Origin of the sequence: Amycolatopsis oliviviridis (assembly GCF_014654365.1) — a bacterium.
In the GTDB taxonomy this organism is placed as follows: Bacteria; Actinomycetota; Actinomycetes; order Mycobacteriales; family Pseudonocardiaceae; genus Amycolatopsis; species Amycolatopsis oliviviridis.
Window position 1 is genome coordinate 857,868 of record NZ_BNAY01000003.1, and the last position, 18,790, is coordinate 876,657.

General features: G+C 68.9%; 16 protein-coding genes and 1 tRNA gene. 13 read left to right on the top strand and 4 right to left on the bottom strand.

What is annotated here, in order from left to right; genetic code table 11:
* Nucleotides 1-107: 107 nt before the first annotated feature.
* The 3 genes from IE302_RS17165 to IE302_RS17175 are packed head-to-tail and all read left to right on the top strand — an operon-like array spanning nucleotide 108 to nucleotide 4,516.
* Nucleotides 108-2,288, top strand: coding sequence for an MMPL family transporter (locus IE302_RS17165; protein WP_191255482.1), 2,181 nt, complete (start codon nucleotides 108-110; stop codon nucleotides 2,286-2,288).
* Entirely contained in the window at nucleotides 2,281-3,006 is a 726-nt protein-coding gene (locus IE302_RS17170; protein ID WP_191255483.1) for a class I SAM-dependent methyltransferase, read from the top strand. The genes IE302_RS17165 and IE302_RS17170 overlap by 8 nt, the downstream gene beginning before the upstream one ends.
* Nucleotides 3,007-3,058: 52 nt before the next feature.
* On the top strand, nucleotides 3,059-4,516 hold the full coding sequence (locus tag IE302_RS17175) for an alpha/beta fold hydrolase (protein WP_191255484.1): 1,458 nt from the start codon (nucleotides 3,059-3,061) through the stop codon (nucleotides 4,514-4,516).
* Between the two features lie 6 nt (nucleotides 4,517-4,522).
* Here the strand turns inward: IE302_RS17175 and IE302_RS17180 are convergent, their stop codons facing one another.
* Nucleotides 4,523-5,845 (bottom strand): UTP--glucose-1-phosphate uridylyltransferase, encoded by a 1,323-nt coding sequence (locus tag IE302_RS17180; protein ID WP_229907803.1) that lies wholly within the window; start codon nucleotides 5,843-5,845, stop codon nucleotides 4,523-4,525.
* Between the two features lie 143 nt (nucleotides 5,846-5,988).
* Here IE302_RS17180 and IE302_RS17185 point away from each other — a divergent pair, with 143 nt between their 5' ends.
* The 3 genes from IE302_RS17185 to IE302_RS17195 are packed head-to-tail and all read left to right on the top strand — an operon-like array spanning nucleotide 5,989 to nucleotide 8,480.
* Nucleotides 5,989-7,110: a radical SAM protein gene (locus IE302_RS17185; protein ID WP_191255486.1), complete on the top strand. Its 1,122-nt coding sequence runs from the start codon at nucleotides 5,989-5,991 to the stop codon at nucleotides 7,108-7,110.
* A 13-nt stretch (nucleotides 7,111-7,123) separates the two neighbouring features.
* Entirely contained in the window at nucleotides 7,124-7,510 is a 387-nt protein-coding gene (locus IE302_RS17190; RefSeq protein WP_191255487.1) for a cupin domain-containing protein, read from the top strand.
* On the top strand, nucleotides 7,491-8,480 hold the full coding sequence (locus IE302_RS17195) for a mevalonate kinase family protein (protein WP_191255488.1): 990 nt from the start codon (nucleotides 7,491-7,493) through the stop codon (nucleotides 8,478-8,480). The genes IE302_RS17190 and IE302_RS17195 overlap by 20 nt, the downstream gene beginning before the upstream one ends.
* Here IE302_RS17195 and IE302_RS17200 read toward each other — a convergent pair.
* The gene (locus tag IE302_RS17200) at nucleotides 8,477-9,046 is read right to left on the bottom strand and encodes a 5-formyltetrahydrofolate cyclo-ligase (protein ID WP_191255646.1); all 570 of its coding nucleotides are present in this window, start codon (nucleotides 9,044-9,046) and stop codon (nucleotides 8,477-8,479) included. The two genes, IE302_RS17195 and IE302_RS17200, sit on opposite strands and share 4 nt — an antisense overlap.
* A gap of 218 nt (nucleotides 9,047-9,264) precedes the next feature.
* Between IE302_RS17200 and glp the strand changes: the two genes are divergently transcribed.
* The 4 genes from glp (at nucleotide 9,265) to IE302_RS17220 (ending at nucleotide 12,335) form a co-directional block, all read left to right on the top strand.
* Nucleotides 9,265-10,536, top strand: a complete 1,272-nt coding sequence (glp, locus tag IE302_RS17205) for a molybdotransferase-like divisome protein Glp (protein WP_191255489.1) — start codon at nucleotides 9,265-9,267, stop codon at nucleotides 10,534-10,536.
* Entirely contained in the window at nucleotides 10,536-11,207 is a 672-nt protein-coding gene (locus IE302_RS17210) for a GNAT family N-acetyltransferase (protein ID WP_191255490.1), read from the top strand. The genes glp and IE302_RS17210 overlap by 1 nt, the downstream gene beginning before the upstream one ends.
* Nucleotides 11,208-11,368: 161 nt before the next feature.
* Complete coding sequence (gene sepX / locus IE302_RS17215; RefSeq protein WP_191255491.1) at nucleotides 11,369-12,190, top strand: divisome protein SepX/GlpR; 822 nt, start codon at nucleotides 11,369-11,371, stop codon at nucleotides 12,188-12,190.
* A gap of 72 nt (nucleotides 12,191-12,262) precedes the next feature.
* Nucleotides 12,263-12,335 (top strand) — tRNA-Ala (locus tag IE302_RS17220).
* A 175-nt stretch (nucleotides 12,336-12,510) separates the two neighbouring features.
* On the opposite strand, the gene IE302_RS17225 is transcribed toward IE302_RS17220, so the two are convergent.
* On the bottom strand, nucleotides 12,511-13,182 hold the full coding sequence (locus IE302_RS17225; RefSeq protein WP_191255492.1) for an SDR family oxidoreductase: 672 nt from the start codon (nucleotides 13,180-13,182) through the stop codon (nucleotides 12,511-12,513).
* Nucleotides 13,183-13,279: 97 nt separating this feature from the next.
* The gene (locus tag IE302_RS17230; RefSeq protein WP_229907805.1) at nucleotides 13,280-13,786 is read right to left on the bottom strand and encodes a winged helix-turn-helix transcriptional regulator; all 507 of its coding nucleotides are present in this window, start codon (nucleotides 13,784-13,786) and stop codon (nucleotides 13,280-13,282) included.
* Between the two features lie 83 nt (nucleotides 13,787-13,869).
* Between IE302_RS17230 and IE302_RS17235 the strand changes: the two genes are divergently transcribed.
* From IE302_RS17235 to IE302_RS17245, 3 genes are all read left to right on the top strand, one after another.
* Nucleotides 13,870-15,195, top strand: coding sequence for a M20/M25/M40 family metallo-hydrolase (locus IE302_RS17235; protein ID WP_191255494.1), 1,326 nt, complete (start codon nucleotides 13,870-13,872; stop codon nucleotides 15,193-15,195).
* Nucleotides 15,192-16,943, top strand: coding sequence for a S9 family peptidase (locus IE302_RS17240; protein ID WP_191255495.1), 1,752 nt, complete (start codon nucleotides 15,192-15,194; stop codon nucleotides 16,941-16,943). The genes IE302_RS17235 and IE302_RS17240 overlap by 4 nt, the downstream gene beginning before the upstream one ends.
* Nucleotides 16,944-17,070: 127 nt before the next feature.
* Nucleotides 17,071-18,537: an MFS transporter gene (locus IE302_RS17245; protein WP_191255496.1), complete on the top strand. Its 1,467-nt coding sequence runs from the start codon at nucleotides 17,071-17,073 to the stop codon at nucleotides 18,535-18,537.
* The last annotated feature ends 253 nt before the right edge of the window (nucleotides 18,538-18,790 follow it).

Consider the following 18,790-nt stretch of genomic DNA (forward strand, 5'->3'; position numbering starts at 1 on the left):
CCGGTGAAAGACCCTGGGCCGTCGAGCGGCAACTCGACGGCCCAGGAAAGAAGAAGCAAAAACCTCGCCCGAGGCATCTCACTCCTTCACGCAAAGGACTGTAGTTCATGCTGCCCGAAAAGCTCGCTGCCTGGTCCCTCCGGCATCGCGCGCTCACCCTCGCCTGCTGGGTCGCCCTCGTGGTCGCCGCCCTGCTGTCGGGTGCCCTGCTGGACGGCGAAAGCCGGCGGAGCACCGATCCCGGCGAATCCGGCCGCGCGCAGACCGCTTTGAACGCCCAGAGCACCTTCGATCCCTTACGAGAGAACGTCCTCGTCGAGGCGAAGGAACCCGGCTCGCCGCCCTTCGCCTCGAACGAAGAACTCCGCCGGGCGACCGAAGACCTGGTCGCCACGCTCACCCGATCCGGTTCCGTCACCGACGTCCGTTCACCGCTGGCCCCCGACGGCGCGGAGCGGATCTCGGCAGGCGGCGCGTCCGGTCTCGTCGGTTTCTCGATCGCGGGCGGGGAGAAGGACATCCGCCCGAACTTCGAGACCGCGGCCGCTCAGGTCGACATGGTCGCCGCCCGGCATCCGTCCGTCCGGTTGGGCCTGTCCGGCGATCTCAGCTTGTCGACCGTGGTCGACAAGGGCATCCGGGAAGACGTCAAACGATCGGAATTCCTTTCCCTGCCGATGACACTGGTGATCCTGCTGATCGTCTTCGGGGCGCTGGTCGCGGCGTCGGTCCCGTTGCTGCTGGCCGGGACGAGTGTCGCGGCGACGTTCGGTTTCCTGTCCGTCGTCGACGACTTCACCCCGATCAACAGCGCGACGACGGTGATCACGCTACTGATCGGGATGGCGGTGGGCGTCGACTATTCGCTGTTCTTCCTGCGACGGCAAAGAGAAGAACGCGCACGGGGGCACTCGATCGACGACGCGATCCTGATCGCGGCGCGGACGTCCGGGCACGTGGTGGTCGTCTCCGGCGTGACGGTCGTCCTGTGCGTGAGCGGGCTGGTGTTCACCGGACTCGACAACTTCACCGGGCTCGCGATCAGTACGGCGTTCGTGGTCGGCCTGGCCGTTCTCGGCGCGGTCACCGTGCTGCCCGCGTCACTTTCGCTCCTGGGCGGCAAGGTCGATCGCGGCCGGATTCCCTGGCTGGGCAAGCGGCGCACCACCGCGGAGAACTCGCGGTTCTGGTCCGCGACCGCCCGCGTGGTCACCCGCCGCCCGGCGCTGTGGGGCGGACTCGCCTCCGCGCTGCTGATCCTGCTCACCCTGCCCGCCCTCGGCATGCGCCTGCAGGATCCGACACCGGCGGAGAGCCTGCCGCGATCGATGGCGACGATCGATGCCGCCGTCCGCACCCAGGAAGCCTTCCCAGGCGTCGTCTATCCCGCGACGGTGGTGCTGACGGCCGAGAAAGGCGGCCCCGTCGACAGCCCGGCGCTGCGGTCGGCGATCACGGATCTCGAACGGCGGATCGGGGAATCCGGCGGTGTCCTGAACAAACCCATCGCGGTCGCGAACGTCGACGACGCGGTGGTCGTCCGGGTCCCGCTGTCCGGCGCCGGCCGCGATCCCCAGGCCGACGCCGCACTGGCGAAACTGCGCACCGAGGTCCTGCCCGAGACGATCGGCCGGGTGGACGGTGTCGACTTCGCGGTGTCGGGACGCACGGCGAACGCCCGCGACTTCGCCGACCGGGTCATCGAGCGGATGCCGCTGGTCGTCGGTTTCGTCCTGCTGGCGGCGTTCGTGTTGCTGCTGCTGGCTTTCCGGTCCGTGGCGGTGTCGCTCGTGTCGCTCCTGCTCAACCTGCTGTCGATCGGCGCGGCGTACGGGGTGCTCACCTGGATCTTCCAGGACGGCCATTTCGCCTCGCTGCTGGGATTCACGCCGTACGGCGGGGTGGTCGGCTGGCTGCCGATGTTCATGTTCGTCCTGCTGCTCGGGCTGAGCATGGACTACCACATCTTCATCCTCAGCCGGATCCGTGAACGCCGGGCCGACGGGGCCGTCACCGCGATCGTCCGCGGCACCGGCACCAGCGCGGGAGTGGTCAGCGGTGCGGCGGTGATCATGGTCGGCGTGTTCAGCGTCTTCATCACGCTGAGCGCGATCGAGTACAAGATGATGGGGGTCGGGATGGCGGTCGCCGTCCTGATCGACGCCACGCTGGTCCGCGGCGTGCTGCTGCCCGCCTTCCTGGCACTGCTGGGCGAACGGGCCTGGCGGCGCGACCGTAAATCCGTGGCTCCCGGACGCGTACCGGAACTATCGTCGCCGCATGCCTGACGCGCTCTTCGCCCACGCCCGGCTCGCACCGATCTACGACGCCTTCGACGGCGCTCGCGACGATCTGGACCACTACCTGGCCATCATCGGCGAACTCGGGGCGAAGAGAGTGCTCGACGTCGGCTGCGGAACCGGCTGCCTGGCCGTTCTCCTGGCCGGGCGCGGGATCGAGGTCGTGGGGGTCGATCCGGCCGAGGCGTCACTGGAGATCGCGAAGGCCAAGGACCCGGAAGGGAAGATCACCTGGATCCACGGTGACGCGAAAGCGGCGGGCGAGGCGGCCGCCGATCTCGCCGTGATGACCGGCAACGTGGCCCAGGTCTTCCTCACCGACGACGAATGGCGCCGGACCCTCGAAGGCGTCCACACGGCACTGAAGCCGGGTGGGCATCTGGTCTTCGAGATCCGGCGCCCCGGTCGCCGCGTGTGGGAGGACTGGGCCGCCGACACCGCGCACGACGTCATCGACGTCCCGGGCGTCGGCGAGGTGGAGCAGTGGCGCGAGGTCACCGAGGTGAACCTCCCGTTCGTCTCGTTCCGGTACAGCTACCGGTTCGCAGACGGCGAGGTGATCACCTCGGACTCGAAACTCTGGTTCCGCGAGCGCGAAGACCTGGAGGCTTTGCTGGCGGAGCACGGTTTCCGCGTCCTGGACGTCCGGGACGCCCCCGACCGTCCAGGACGCGAGTACGTGTTCATCGCCCGGCGAACGACCTGAAAGGAGCGCGCGGCCCGGGTATCGTGTGACGCCACGGCTTGAGGAGATCATCGTGGCGAAGTCCCTGGCGCTGTTCGTACATGGTCTGTTTTCCACCGAAGCGACTTGGAACGCGTTACGCGGTCTACTCGCGACGGACGCGGAACTCACCGAAGACTACGACTTCGACACCTTCGGTTACTCCACACCGAAACTGCGCATGAACCCGGCGCGCCGCGTCCCCGACTTCAACGTCCTCGCCGACAGGCTGGCGAGTCTCCTCGAAACCAAGCACGCCGACGCGCCGCGCGTGGTCCTGGTGGCGCACAGCCAAGGCGGGCTGATCGTGCTGCGTTTTCTCATGCGGCAGCTCGCCGAAGGCAACGGGGTACGGCTGAGCCGCATCCGCCGGATCGTGCTGTTCGCCTGCCCCAACAACGGATCCGAGTTCATGCTGACCTTGCGGCGTTCACTGCTCGGCTGGCACGCCCAGGAACGGGAACTGCGGCCGCTCGCGGAGTCGGTGGTCGAAACCCAGCGCCGGGTGCTGGCCGACGTCGTCTACGCGCCGCACCTCGACGAGCACCGCTGCCCGATCCCGGTCGTCTGCTACGCCGGCGACACCGACAACATCGTCTGGGCCTCCTCGGCCAAAAGCGTGTTCCCGGCGGTCGGGGTCCTGCAGGGCGACCATTCCTCGATCATCCAGCCGGACGGCGCGACCCACCCGACGTACCTGGTGGTCCGCGATTCCCTGCGCACCGCGCTCACCGAACCGATGCCCTCCCCCGCGAAACGCAAGACCGGCATGGCCTCGTCGGAAAGCGACGATTACCACGCCGAGATGACCTTGCACGGGCCGATCATGGTCGACATCGGCGGTGCGTCCGAAAGGCCCGTCGCCGTCGCCGTCCGGTCCGGGCCGGTCGACCAGATCGCCGGCGTCGACATCGTGTGCACGTCCGAGAACATCTACATGCAGATGGCGATGACCTTCAAACCGTCGGTTTCGGGACGGCTGCGCCGCGCGGCCGCCAAGAAGGGGCCCGCGGGCGAGATCATCGAAGACACCGCCGCGGCCGAACTCGACGCCTGGATGCGGGAGAACGGCCGGTTCGGCCTGCCCGTCGAACCGGGGACCGTCGCCGCCACCTCGTCGGGCGACCTGATCCGGCGCGACGTCCACCGGATCTACCACGCCGCGATCGGGATCCCCGTCCCCGGCACCGACCGTTTCGAGGTGAGCCCGGTTTCGGTCGCGCAGGCCGTGCACAACGTCTTCGACCTCGCCCGCCGCGAACGGGACGAGGACGGCCTCCCGCTCCGTTCGGTGCTCATGCCGTTGTTCGGCGCCGGGCTCGGCGGGCTCGATCCGGCCATCTGCTTCGAATGGATGTGGCGGGCCCTGGAACAGGAACTGCGGAAGGACGACGCCTGGGAAGTGCACATCTCGACCTGGACGAAGGCCGAGACCGAGATCATCCTCGCCGGGGTCCAGGCCCACGCCCACCGGGCGGACGTGGCGTCCTGAACCCGGCTACAGCACCTCGCCGTCCGGCACAATCTTCGGCCCGACGATCTTGACCGCGCCCCGGATCACCACGTTCTTCCCGAACGTGACATCGCCTTCCACGTCGAGGCTCGTGCAGTCCCGCAGTGACGGCGCGTCCGGGATCCGGGCGTCGAAGTCGTTCAGCAGCTTGAAATGGTCCTTGCTCAGCGACACCACCGGCGGCGTGGTGAACTGCGGGACCATCTCGCCGCTGTCGTCCAGCCGGTACGCGTCGGACCGGACGACGAGCAGATCGTCGGTGGTCTTGACCGGCGCGAACCGGGACCGCGGGATCTCGATGGCCTGGGCGCCCTCGACCGAGGCGATCGCCGCGCCCATCGCCGTTTCGAGCTGGATCACCGGGGTGCTCGCGGAGTCGGTCGGGTCGACGGTCTTGCGGTTCACGATGAGCGGGAGTTCCGGCGCGGCCGGATCGGCGTCCTGCAACGCCTTCAGCCGTTCCAGGTCGAACCAGATGTTGTTCGTGTTGAAGTACCGCCACTTGGCGACGTCGCCGAAGGAGTCGTCACCGGCCGGGACCTGCGCGGACTCGCGGAGCACGATCCGGCCGTCGCGCCGCGCGAGGTGCCCGCCCTTGCGGTCGGCGGGTGTGCCGAGCACGGTCTCCATGGCGAACGGGATGTCGTTTTCCGCGAGCCAGGCGGCGATCCGCGCGTCCGGCACGGCGCCGACGTTGTCCGCGTTGGACACGAAGACCCAGCGGATCCCTTCGGCCAGCAGCAGATCGAGCATGCCGCTCACGGCCAGCGCGATGTAGATGTCGCCGTGACCGGGCGGGCACCATTCGAGTTCCGGATCGGCGGGCCACTCGACCGGGACGTGCCCGTCCGCGGTGATCTTCGGTTCGCGGCCCTGCAGGAAGTCGGCCGGGATGACCGGGTCGGCGAGCGTGGGGTACTTCTTCAGCAGCGCGAGGGAGGGCTCCCGGGTGCCCGCCGAGTTCATCAGGATGAGCGGCAGCCGGGCCCCGTAGGCGGCGCGGGTGTCGAGCACCCGCATCGCGATGACGTCGAGGAACGTTTTGCCCGGTTTGATTTCCAGCAGCGATTTCGGGCCGGACAGGCCCATGCTGGTGCCGAGGCCGCCGTTGAGTTTGAGTACCGCCGTCCGGTCCAATACCCGTCGCGCGGTTTCGGCGTCCGGATCAGGCAGGTCCACCAAGCGGCTGATGTCCTCGAGCGGTTCGAGTTCCGAACCCGGCAATTCGCCGGCACCGGTTTCGGAAAGCTGCTCGAGCCGTCGTCGCAGCGCCGCCACTTCTTGGGCGTGCGCCCCCGCGGAACGCATTTTCGACAACGTTTCGGTGAAACGATCAGGCACGCTCATTGTGACCTTTCTGAACACTTCCCAAGGCGTTAGTATATCCGACCCGGGTGAAGGCCTGCCCGGCCCGTCGCGGTATGAGACCGCGAAGACCGAAGGCGGCGCGGATGGCGGCGGACTCTCGTGGCGGACCACTCGATCTCACCTCGAAGCTTTACCAGGAATTCACTCGTCCGCAGGTTTCACTGGCGGCCAACGGGGTACAGCCCGCCGCGCCCGTGGTCGTCGAACTGGATCCGACGTCGTTCTGCGACCTCGCATGCCCCGAATGCATCAGCGGAAGCCTGCTGAACGACGGCAGGTTCACCGCCGAAAGGCTGACCGGGCTCGCCGCCGAACTCGTCGAAGCGGGCGTCAAGGCGGTGATCCTCATCGGCGGCGGCGAACCCTTGTTGCATTCGGCGATCGGCGAGGTGATCACCACCTTGCACACGGGTGGGACAAGTATCGGCATCACCACGAACGGAACGACGATTCACCGGCATGTCGGCGTACTGGCCGACAAAGTGGAGTGGACCCGGGTTTCGGTCGACGCGGCGACCGCGGAGACCTATGGGAAATTCAGGCCCGGACGTGGCGGGCGGAACCGGTTCGCCGAAGTGATCGCGAACATGGAACTGCTCGGTTCCCGCAAAAGCGGAAAGCTCGGCTATTCGTTTCTGGTGATGGGACGCCGCGCGGAGGACGGAACCCTCGCGGAAACCAACGCGGGCGAGATCGCCGCGGCCGCCGAACTGGCGAAACGGGTCGGTTGCGACTACTTCGAAGTGAAACCCGAGTACGACATGGAGCATTACATCCGGGGCCAGGATCCGGAGCTGCTCGACACGCTTTCCGCCCAGCTTTCCCGCCTGCGGGAACTGGAGGACGACGGTTTCACCGTGGTGAGTCCCGGCACGCTCGGCGTGCTCGGCGGCGCGGACGGCACCGCGCGGGAGGTCAAGGAGTACACCACCTGCCCGGTGGCCGATCTCCGCACCCTGGTGACCTCCTCCGGCGCCTACTTCTGCCCGTACCACCGGGGGAATCCCGCGGCGCGGTACGGGGATCCCACGACCGAGACGTTCTCGGCGATGTGGAACGGTGAACGCCGTCGCCGGGTCCGGGACGACGTCCGGCCCGACCGGCACTGCCGGTTCCACTGCATCCGCCACCGGTCCAATCTCGCCTTGTTCGAGATGCGTGAGAAGCCCGGCGAAACGATCCCCGACTACGACCCTTTCCTGTGACGGAGTCCCGATTGTGCGTACGACAACCCCGCTGATCTCCCGCGCGGCCGACGGCAAGGAGACCGTGAAACCGGACGGCACCGCCGTCCGGTACCACCTGTTCGACGAATACGAGATCCACTGGAACGAACTGCCCGACGGCGTCACGCAGCAGTGGCATCACCACGACACCATCGAAGAGGCCGTCCACGTGGTGTCCGGCCGCATGCTGCTGCACTGGCGCGCGGACGGCGCGCAGCACACCGAGGAGCTGGGCCCCGGCGACGTCGCGCGGCTGGGCACCGCGCCGCACACGTGGGAGAACAAATCCGGCGAGGTGGTGCGGTTCATCGTCTTCAAGCTGGTGCTCGACGGGGTCGGCAAACGGGAGATCTTCCGGAATGACAAACAGCTCGACTGAGCCGCCGAGATCCGCGCCCGGCCGGATCTGCCTCGCGGGCGAGGACCTCGACTGGCTGGGCGGGGCGCCGATCCAGGCCGCGCTCGATCTGCGGATCCGGTGCGCCCTCACCCTTTCGCCGCGCGCCACCGCGTTCGAAGTGCGCGCCGCGGGCACGCTCACCGGACGGGCCAGGGCCGCGGACGTGTGGACCACGAGCGACCGGCCGTGGGCCGAGCTGGCCCGGATCGCGGTGACCTTCCACCACGATCGCGGCGACGAACTGTGGCCGAGCGGGCTGGACATCGTCTCCGAGGTCCCGCCGGGCGCGGGACTGGCCAGCAGCGCGGCACTGTGCGTCGCCGCGCTCGCCGTTTCGGCGGATCCGGCTTCCGCCGGCGAACGGATCGCCGAGGGGCTGGTGGTGGAGAAGCGGCTCGCGGGCCGCGACGTCGGCCCGATGGACTACGTGCCGTGCGTGACCGGCGGGGTCGTGCAGGTCGCCTGCGACGACGGCGCGATCCGCTCGGTCGACAGGCTCGCGTGGCCGGACGGGCTGGCGATCGTCGTCGTCGACACGCGGCGCACCAGGGACACCAGCGAGGTCATCCGCTGGAAGCGGGCGCGGAGCCAGGCCGGGGACCCGGCGATCGCCACCTACGTCCGGCGGACCACCGAAGCGGTCGACGCGCTGTCCGCCCTGCTGGTCTCCCCCGCGCCGGACATCACCGCGATCGGCGAACTCCTCGACCTGGCGCAAAGTTCGTTGCGGGACGACATGGGTGTCAGCGACGAGGTGACCGACGGCTGTATCGACGCGGTGAAACGGCACGGCGCTCTCGGCGCCAAGATCACCGGAACCGGAAAGGGCGGCTGCGTTTTCGGGGTCTTCCGGGAAGCCGACGCCGAAGACGCCGTTCGCCGTCTGACGGCCGAAGGTTTCGCGGCCACCCGGACCGCCGTGTCCGAAGCCGGGGTCCTGCCGGGTTAACCCACCGGACGCGGCACCAGACCGTGTCCTGGCGTCAGTACCCCGGTCATCCGGACGTCGTGCGGTTCGGCGGGCAGGGCGCGGACGAGTTCGGCGTCCCGGACGACGGCGATCAGCGCGGTGCCCGGCGCGGCGAAGGAGAGCGACCGGTCGTAGTACCCGGCGCCCCGGCCGAGCCGGACGCCTTCGTCGTCGACGGCGAGGGCCGGGATCAGCACCAGATCGGCCGTCCCCAGCGTGTCGGGACCGAGCCGGCGGCCGGTCGGTTCGAGCAGCCCGCGCAGGCGGCCCGGTCCGAGGCTCGACGGGCCTTCGTAGACGGCCCAGCCGAGCGGTCCCGGTTCGTCCGGGACGATCGGCAGCAGCACCTGTTTGCCCTGGTCCAGAAGTTGATCAAGGAGCGACGCCGAGCCCGGTTCGGTCCCGAACGGGACATACGCGCCCACGGTGTCTCCCGGCAGCCGAGCGGCCGCGACGGCCAGCGCCTCGGCCTCCCTCGCCCGCTCTTCCGTCACCTGTGAACGACGTTCGGCGGTTATCCGAGAACGCCACTCCGCTTTGCTCAGGTGTTCATTGCCGGGCTCGCCCACGGGGTCAGGTTAGGCTTCACGCCTATGACAGGCGCAGCGACCACCCCGGCGGCACGGACCACGAGGAGCTTGCCCGATCGGGCGATTTCCACGGCTTCGGACCGCATCACTCCTGGTAACGGTGGTGAACTTCAGTTCACCGACGGGCCTTCAGCGCGTGCCTGGTCGAACGAGCGGATCGAGATCCCCCAGTCATGACGGAGCCCATCGCCGAAGCGGCCGAGACCGAAGACGCGGGACAGTTCCGTTCCGTCGAGGATCAGATCGCGCTGACCCTGGACGCCGCGGTACGCCCGCGCCCGGTCCGGGTCGCCATCTCCGAGGCCCAAGGCCTCCTGTGCGCCGAAGAGGTCGTCGCCGAACACGCGCTGCCCGGTTTCGACCAGGCCGCCGTCGACGGCTACGCGGTCCGGAGCGTCGACGTCCGCACCGCGGGCCAGGAGCCGGTGCAGCTGCCGGTGGTCGGCGAGATCGCCGCCGGTTCACGCCAGCCGCGGCGGCTGCAGCCTGGCCAGGCCGTGCGGGTCGACACCGGCGCGCCGCTGCCCACGCTCGCCGACGCCGTCGTCCCGACCGCCTACACCGACGGCCACCAGGCCAAGGTCACCGTGCACAAGTCGGTGCCGTCGGCGGGCTACGTGCGCCGGACCGGCGAGGACGTGCAGATCGGCGACGTCGCCGTACGCAAGGGCGACACCATCGGCTCGGCCCAGGTCGGCCTGCTCGCCGCGGTCGGCCGGGCGAAGGTGCTGGTCTACCCGCGGCCCCGGGTTTCGATCGTGTCCGTCGGCGACGAACTGGTCGACATCGACCGCACGCCGTCGGTCGGGCAGGTCTACGACGTCAACTCCTACGCGCTGTCCGCGGCCGCGCGGGACGCGGGCGCCGAAGTGAGCCGCGTCGGCATCGTCCCTGGCGATCCGAAACGGCTGCGGGAGATCGTCGAAGGCCGCCTGCTGATGTCGGAGATCGTCGTCGTCGCGGGCGGCGCCGGCGGAAGCGCGGGCGACGAGGTGCACGCGGCGCTGTCCGATCTCGGCCACATCGACCTGACCCGCGTCGCCATGCACCCCGGTTCGGTGCAGGGCTTCGGCAGGCTCGGCCCCGATTCGGTGCCGACGTTCCTGATCCCCGGCAACCCGATGAGCGCGCTGGTCGTGTTCGAGGTCCTGGTCCGCCCGCTGATCCGCGCCGCGCGCGGCACCCGCAACCCGCACCGCCGGATCGTCGGCGCGCGGCTGCTCTCCCCGATCACCTCGACCAAGGGGCGCAAGGGTTTCCTGCGCGGGCAGCTGCTGCGCGACGAGGGCAACGGCGAGTATCTGGTGCAGCCGCTCGGGACTTCCGGCGCGCATCTGCTCGCGTCGCTGGCCGAGGCGAACTGCCTGATCAACATCGACGAAGACCTCACCGAGGTCGCCGCGGGCGAGCAGGTCAAGGTGACCTTCCTGGCCCAGCGGGCGTAATGGGCGCACCGATTTCCGGCGTCGCGTATCCCGTCGAGACCCGGCATCCAGGCTGGCCCGCGAAGCTCGGGCCGCTCCGGGTGCCCGCCGGGATCCTCGCCGTCCGGCCGGTCCGGCTGCGGGACGCCGGCGACTGGAGCCGCGTCCGGCTGCGGGACCGCGAGCATCTGGAGATGTGGGAACCGACCGGCATCGGGCCGTGGCCGGACCGCAACGCGTTCTGGTCGTGGCCGTCGCAATGGCTGGCTCTGCGGGGCCTCGCCCGGCGCGGCCAGTGCCTCCCGTTCACCATCACGGTGGATGGACGCTTCGCCGGGCAGATCACTGTGGGTAACGTCATCCGGGCGTCACTCCGGTCGGCCTGGATCGGCTACTGGGTGTCGTCGGACATCGTCCGCGGCGGCGTCGCGACCGGCGCCGTCGCACTGGTCACCGACCACGTCTTCGACTTCGGCGGACTGCACCGGCTCGAAGCGACCGTCCGCCCCGAAAACACCCCCAGCCTGCGGGTTCTCGGCAAAGCGGGGTACCGGCAAGAAGGCCTTTTCGAGCGCTACCTCGATGTCGCGGGCGGCTGGCGGGACCATTTCTGCTATGCGATCACCAAGGAGGAGACCGGTGACGGACTGGTCTCCCGGCTCGTCGCGAAGGGCCTCGCGGAGCGCGTTTGACCCCGTCACGGGGTCGTTCCGGTGACCGCGTTACCACAACCTGTGAGATTCACCTAATTTGGTGATGCATTTTCCGTGATCGAAACCGGCGAGTCTGCGCGGCGTGTGTGACTGTTGTGGCTAGCGTGACTACAGCAGTGGATCGGGGGAGGTGACGGGAGATGCCCAGTTCGGTGATCATCGTCGCGCTCGCAGCGGCATGGCTCGTCGTTCTCGTGCCCATGGTCGCCCGCAAGCGCCAGCAGGTCGCACGGACGACGGACTCGGCCATGGCGGCGCGGGTCGTGCGGAGCGGGAGCACACGCCACGAGGGACCGGAGGAGTTCGCCATGGCGGAGAACACGGAACCGTCGGTAGAAGACGACCTGGCCGAGCTCGAGGCCGAACTCGACGCCGACCTCGAAGACGAGGAACCGGAAGCCGAACCGCTACCCCAGCCCTCGCGCGCGTCCCACACCGAAAGGGAACGCCAAGGCAGCGGCTACCGGCCGGGCCGGGGCGGTTTCGACCCCGAAGCCGCGGACATCGCCGCCCGCGCCAAGTACGCGTTCCGGCAGCGGATCGTCATCGCGCTCCTGGTGCTCGTGGTCACCACCGCGGTCGTCGCCGGCTTCCTGACCCCGACGGTCTGGTGGGCCAACGGTGTCGTCGACGCCGTCCTCATCGGCTACCTCGTGTACCTGCGCCGCCAGGTCCGCATCGAGAACGAGATCCGGCAGCGCCGCCTCGCCCGCTTCAACAACACCCGCGCCCCGCGCCGCTCGATCGCCGACGAAGACGACGCCCCCGAGTCCCCCGAGTCCCACGAGGACGTCGAGGTCGTCGCCGCCGCCGAGCGCCCGGCCGTCGTGGAACGCAAACCGTCCCCGATGTCCCGCCTCCGGCGCCAAGCCGTCGTCGTCGACCTCGACGACGAGGATCCGGCCTTCCACGAGCTCGACGAGCCCGGGACCAGGCCTTTCCGCCGGGCCGCCGGAGAGTGACCCCCGCGTTCCGGAGCTCCATGAGCCACTGATAGGCTCATGGAGCTCCAAACAAAGGGGCAAGTTTCACCAGGGGCTGTAGCGCAGTTGGTAGCGCGTCTCGTTCGCATCGAGAAGGTCAGGGGTTCGATTCCCCTCAGCTCCACGCATTTAAGGCTCGTGCTCGCAAAGAGCGCGAGCCTTTTGCGTTCCGCGTGTCTTGTGGGGGCGCAGCCCCCACACCCCGCCCGGGGCAAGCCCCCGGACCCCCGACCGTGGTCACCTTCAAAACAAAGGCCCTTCCCAGGAAAACGGGAAGGGCCTTTTCGCTGTCCGTACGGTTAGAGGTCGATCGCCTTTTCGATGGGGGTCTTGCCGCCGAGCACCACGTAGATACGGCCGGCGGTGTCGGGCCGGTCGATGAGCGCCACGAGGACGCCGGCGACGTCTTCCCTGGCGACCTGGTCGAACCGGGCGCCGGTCGGGCCGATCTTGTTCCCGGCGGTGAGTTCGACGGTGCCGTCGCCGTCCCCGTCGGTGAGGACACCGGGCCGCAGGATCGTCCAGTCGAGCTTGTCCCTGGCGAAGATGTGCTCTTCGGCGGCGCGCTTGGCGCGCAGATAGACGGCGTAGCCCTCGCCGATGCCGCGGTCGTCGGCACAGCCGACGTTGATGGAGCTGACGTGCAGGAACCGCCGCACCCCGGCCTGTTCCGCCGCGTCCATCATCAGCACGACGGCGCCCCGGTCCATCTTGTCCCGGCGCGCGGCGGTGGCGGCGTTGCCCGAGCCCGCCGAGAAGACGGCGGCGTCCGCGCCGACGAGGACGGCGGCCACCTCGTCCACCGAGGCGTGCTCGAGATCGAGCACGACGGCCTCCCCGCCCGCCCGTCTGATGTCGTCGACGTGGCGGGGATTGCGCACGATGCCCACGACGGAATCGCCACGTCCGGCGAGGCGCCGGGTCAACCGCAGGGCGATCTTTCCGTGGCCGCCGGCGATGACAATCTTCATTCGATCAAACCCTTCCCGCGAATCAGACATGTTCATGAGCCCAGCACGGAGCACCACCGCCGATCGGAAATCAGCGGTGGTCCACCCTGCGTGACGTTTAAGGTTTGGCCGGAGCCTGCGCGGCGAGCGACCACAGATAGCTCAGCGGCTCGCCGTCGGGCTCGTCGCCGTACTCGGCGATCAGTTCCCGGATCCGGCGGTGAAGCGACTCCACCGACTCGGGCCGCAACCGCAGCACTCCCCGCTTGGCGCCACGGCCGGAATCCTTGCCCGCGGCGATCAGTTCGGCGCGGTGGGCGCCGAGCACGGCGAGGTCGACCTGCTGCGCCAGGCCGGAGTCGTCGGGCAGGATCGTCATGCCCCAGGTGCGCGCGGTCGCGCGATAGGGCCGCTGCAACGCGCCGTTCTCACCGGTGCAGACCGGTTCGGCGACCAGGAAGTTCGTCTTCACCAGAGCACGGACGTGACGCAGCGTGGTAGCGGGAGCGAGGTCGAGCTCGACCGACAGCTCCTTGTTGGTCAGCGCGCGGTCCAGGCACAGCCGCAGGATGCGCCAGCGGACCGGATGCCCGAGCGCCTTGAGTTCTTCGATCGTCGCCTCCACACGCAGCACTGTACCTTGCCAAGCCGACATCGGTTTGCTTGACTTAATATCGATGTCATTATTTGCAATCGCTTGGAGGTTCTGTGATCGAGCAGCTCCGGGCCTGGGTGGACGGCCGAGACCTGGTCGGTGAGCTGGCGGACTGGATCTCCCTGCCGAGCGTGAGCCGCACCGGCGAGGGCATGACCGAGGCCGCGGCCCACGGTCTCCGGCTGTTGCGCGCGTCGGGCCTGGAGGCGCGAGAAGTCGAGACCGGCGGCTGGCCCGCACTGGTGGGAACGGCGGACGGCCCCGGACCGCACGTGCTGATCTACGGCCACTACGACGTGCAGCCGCCGGGCCCGCTCGATCTGTGGACGACACCGCCGTTCGTGCCGTCGGTCCGTGACGGCCGGATGTACGGGCGCGGCACGGGCGACAACAAGGGGCAGCATCTCGCGCAACTGCTGGGGCTGCGCGCCTTGCGGGACCTGACCGGCGGATTTCCTTGCCGGGTCACGGTTCTGCTCGACGGCGAGGAGGAGATCGGCAGCCCCAACCTGGCCCGGGCCGTACGTCAGGTCGGCCGGCCCGATCTGGTGATCTGGAGCGACGGGCCCGTGCACGACTCCGGCCGGGCCTGTGTGGTCCTCGGCATGCGCGGGATCCTGACGTTCGAGTTGCGCACGCGAGGCGCGAACCGGCCGCTGCATTCGGGGAACTGGGGCGGGGTCGCGCCGAATCCGGCGTGGGCGCTGGTGCAGCTGCTGGCCACCATGCGGTCGGCGGACGGGATCGTGACCGTGCCCGGGTTCGCCGACGATGTCGCGCCGCTGAGCGAGGGACAGCGTGCCGCGCTGGCGGATCTCCCGGTCGACGTGGCCGGAACCCTCGAAGCGATCGGGGCGGCGGGCATGGAGCCACCGGCCGATCTGGGCTTCCACGAACGCCTGGCCGTGCCGACGCTGACCGTGAACTCGTTGAGCTGCGCGGATTCCGGTGACCATCGCACGGTGATCCCCGACGTCGCCATCGCCCGGTGCGAGGCCCGGCTGGTCAGCGGCCAGACCCCCGACCAGGTCGCCGAAGCCATCCGGCGGCATATCGCGAAATTCGCCCCCGACGTCGAGTTCGTCCCCGACGCGGCCATGTCGCCGTCGTCCACATTGCCCGAAACCCCTTACACGACAACGATTCTCCGGGCGGTCGAGGACGGGCTCGGGCAACGGCCGCTGCTGGTCCCGTCGATGGGCGGAAGCCTGCCGATCGCCGCGCTCAGCGACGTCCTCTCGTGCCCCTGTTACGGCGTGCCGCTGGCCAACGTCGACGAGGCCAACCACGCGCCCGACGAGAATCTCGACCTCGCTTGGTTCCACCGCGGGATCGTCGCCGCGGCGTCGATCCAGCTCGCCTTGGCGGAGCACTCATGACCGTCTGGGGCGCTTGGCCCGCGAAAGAGGGCTTCGCGTACGTCAGCGACGAATCCGGCAGGCCGCAGCCATGGTTCCGGACCTGGACCGGGGAACGGCGGATGTTCCCGATCGACGGCGCGGTCACCCGGCTGGCGTGGCGGCCCGACGAGACCCGGCTCCTGGTCGTGGCGGACGTGACCGGCGGCCAGGACTACCGGCTGGCCGAACTCGATCCGGCCACCGGCGAGGTGGAGTGGATCGCGACGGAACCCGGCATCAGGCGCGAGATCGGCGTGCCGTATTCGAGCGCGAGCCGGCCGTACAGCCCGGATGGCCGGCTGCTCGCCTACTCGACCAGCGCGCGTGACATCACCTGTCTCGACGTCTACGTGCGGGACCTGGAGAGCGGCGAGTCCAGGATGGTCCTGGAAGGTGACGACCGGTACGTGCCGATCTGTTTCTCCCCGGACTCCCGGCACCTCCTCGTCCTGAAATTCCACCAGAACACCGACCAGGACCTGTTCGCCTGCGATCTCACGACCGGCGAGACGCGGCACCTCACCCCGCACGAGGGTCCGGCGAAGTACCAGCCGGGCGGATGGACCGAGGACGGGATCTACCTGTGCACCACCGAGGGCCGCGACTTCCTCGGGGTCGCCCTGCTCGTCCCGGGCGAGCCGTTGACGTGGATCGCCACGCCGGACGCCGATGTGGAGAACGTGATCGTCGGCCCGCAGGTGGTCTGGGCCGTGCCCCGGGACCAGGTCACGCTGCTGTGCACCGCGGAGACCACGGTCGAACTGCCCGGATTCGCGTCCCAGCCGTTCGGTTACGACGGTTTCGTGCCGCGATTCGGCGGAGACCGTCTGCTCGCGCAGGTCGGTGCCGGCGACCGGGCGACCGAGTTCTTCTCGGTGGACCTCGCCTCCGGCGAGACACAGCGGCTCACCGACTTCAGCGCCACCCTGCCGGACGACCTCGTCGAACCGGAAACGGTCCGGTTCACCGGAGCGGACGGGCTGGAGATCTCCGGACTGCTCTACCGCCCGCGTTCGACGGCCGATCCCGTCCCCGCGGTGCTGACGATCCACGGCGGCCCCGAATGGGCCGCGCTGCCGGTGCACGACCCGCTGATCCAGCGGATGGTGCGGGCCGGAATCGCTGTGCTGGCACCGAACGTCCGGGGTTCCACCGGACGGGGGCTGGCCTATCAACGGCTGATCTATCGCGACTGGGGAGGCGGTGATCTGGCCGATTTCGCAGCCGCCGCGGGGTTTCTCCGAAGCCTGGACTGGGTGGACGGCGATCGGCTCGGTGTCCACGGGATGTCCTACGGCGGATTCGCGGCGCTCAGTTGCCTGACGAGGCTGCCGGATCTGTGGCGGGCCGGTGCCGCGATCTGCGGACCGGCGGACCTCGAAGCGGACGTCCGGGCCCTGCCGCCGACATGGAGCAGGCGGGTCGTGGAATGGATCGGGGACGTCGACGACCCCGAAGATCTGGCGAGGCTCAAGGAGGCGAGCCCGCTCACCCACGCGGCGGATCTCCGGGCGCCGCTGCTGCTGGCGCACGCGGTGAACGACACCACGGTCGTCATCAGCGGCACCGAGCAACTGTACGAAACGCTGACCGGACTGGGCGGGACCGTGCGATTCATCCGCCTTTCCGGCGGTCATCTCCCGGACGACCGCAATGAATGGGACGAACTCGACACCGCCGTCGTGAATTGGTTCCGCGATCACCTCGAGCCACGCTCGAAGTTGTGAAAACGAATACCCGGCAACACTGATCAGAATTCTCCATTCCCCGGCAACCGGCCGAGGGAACCTTTTCCATGCCCCGCGTATCGACGAGCACCCGAAACAATCACCTCAGAAAGGACAGGCACAGAAAATGCCTCCTGCAGTCGCCGGCGCCGAGACGCCGTCCCGCCGACGCCTCGGCTTGATCCTGGCGTTGCTGGCTTTCGCGATGTTCATCTACGCCATGGACTACAGCATTGTTTTCGTGGCGCTGCCCGACATCGGTGCCGGAGTCGGCTTCTCCGCGCACACACTCCAATGGGTCGTCAGCGCCTATGTCGTCGCCTTCGGCGGTTTCCTGCTGCTCGGCGGCCGCGCGGCGGACCTGTTCGGACGCCGCCGGATGTTCGTCTTCGGCCTCTTCCTGTACGCGGCTTCCTCGCTCGTCGGAGGGCTCGCCGGTGACCCGACGACGCTGATCATCGCGCGTGCGGTGCAGGGTCTCGGCGGCGCTTTCCTCGCTCCCTCGACGCTTTCGCTGATCACCACGACCTTCGCCGAAGGGCCTGACCGCAACCGCGCGCTGTCGATCTGGAGCGGTGCCGGTGGCAGCGGAATGGTCTTCGGTTCGCTGCTCGGCGGCGTGCTGACGGGCGCTTTCGGCTGGGAGTCGATCTTCTTCGCCAACGTCCCGCTCGCCGGTGGCGCCCTGCTGCTCGCGTTCGCCGTCATCCCGAAGGACACCGACCAGGGGTCCGACGGGCGCAAGTTCGACCTGCCCGGCGCGCTGACCGCGACCGTCGGCGCGACGCTGCTGGTGTTCACCCTCGTCCAGGGACCGGTGTCGGGCTGGACTTCGCCGACGATCCTGATCACCGCGGCCATCGCCGTGATCGTGCTCGCCGGGTTCATCGCCATCGAGGGCCGCGGCCGCGACCCGCTGCTGCCGCTTCGCTTGTTCCGTAACCGAAACCTGAGTACCGGCACCCTCGTTGTCTTCGTGTTCATGGGGACTTTCGGCGCGCTGCCCTACTTCTTCACCGTCTACTTCCAGAACGTGCTCGGCTACTCGGCGATCCAGAGCGGTTTCGCCTTCCTCCTGCCGTGCGTCGGGGTGCTCATCGGCAACCTGTCCGGTGGGAAGCTGGTCACCCGCTTCGGAGCGCGCACCACGCTGATCGTCGCGCTCCTCATCGGTGCCGCCGGCACCGTGGCCTTCGCGTTCTCCCTCTCGCCGACCGGCTCGTTCCTGGCGCTGGCACCGGGAGTGCTGGTCCTCAGCCTCGGCCAGGGCACGGTGTTCACCGCGATGTACGCGGCGGTGACCACCGGGACCGCGGAAGAGGATCAGGGCATCGCCTCGGGTATCGCGTCGACCGGCCAGCAGGTCGGTCTCGCGGTCGGCCTCGCCGTTCTGGTGGCTGTCGCCAACTCCGGCAACGAAGGACTGACCGGTGAGACGCTGCGCGTCGCCACCGTCGACGGGTTGCGCACGACGATGTGGGCCACGGTGGCGGGCATGGTGCTGACCGTGCTGGTCGCGCTGAACTTCAGGCGCAGCCCGGCCGCGCCGGTGATCGAACCCGAGAAACAGGCCGATGTGACGCCCGCCGTCTGATCTTTCGGTCCGAACAAACAAAAGGCGATTCCATCCGCGTTCATCACGCGCGGATGGAATCGCCTTTTATTTATGTGGGATCCCGGGCGTCAAGGCACGCGGACACGAACAGTCCTGTCATCCCACCATCGGGAAGACTGCGAAATCCAGCGAATACACCGTCCGTCGTTACGAATTACCGGCCATGCGCCATTTCCGGCAGAGGCGGCCGAACGGCGACGGTAAAATTCTCATTGCGGGTACCCGAGTACGG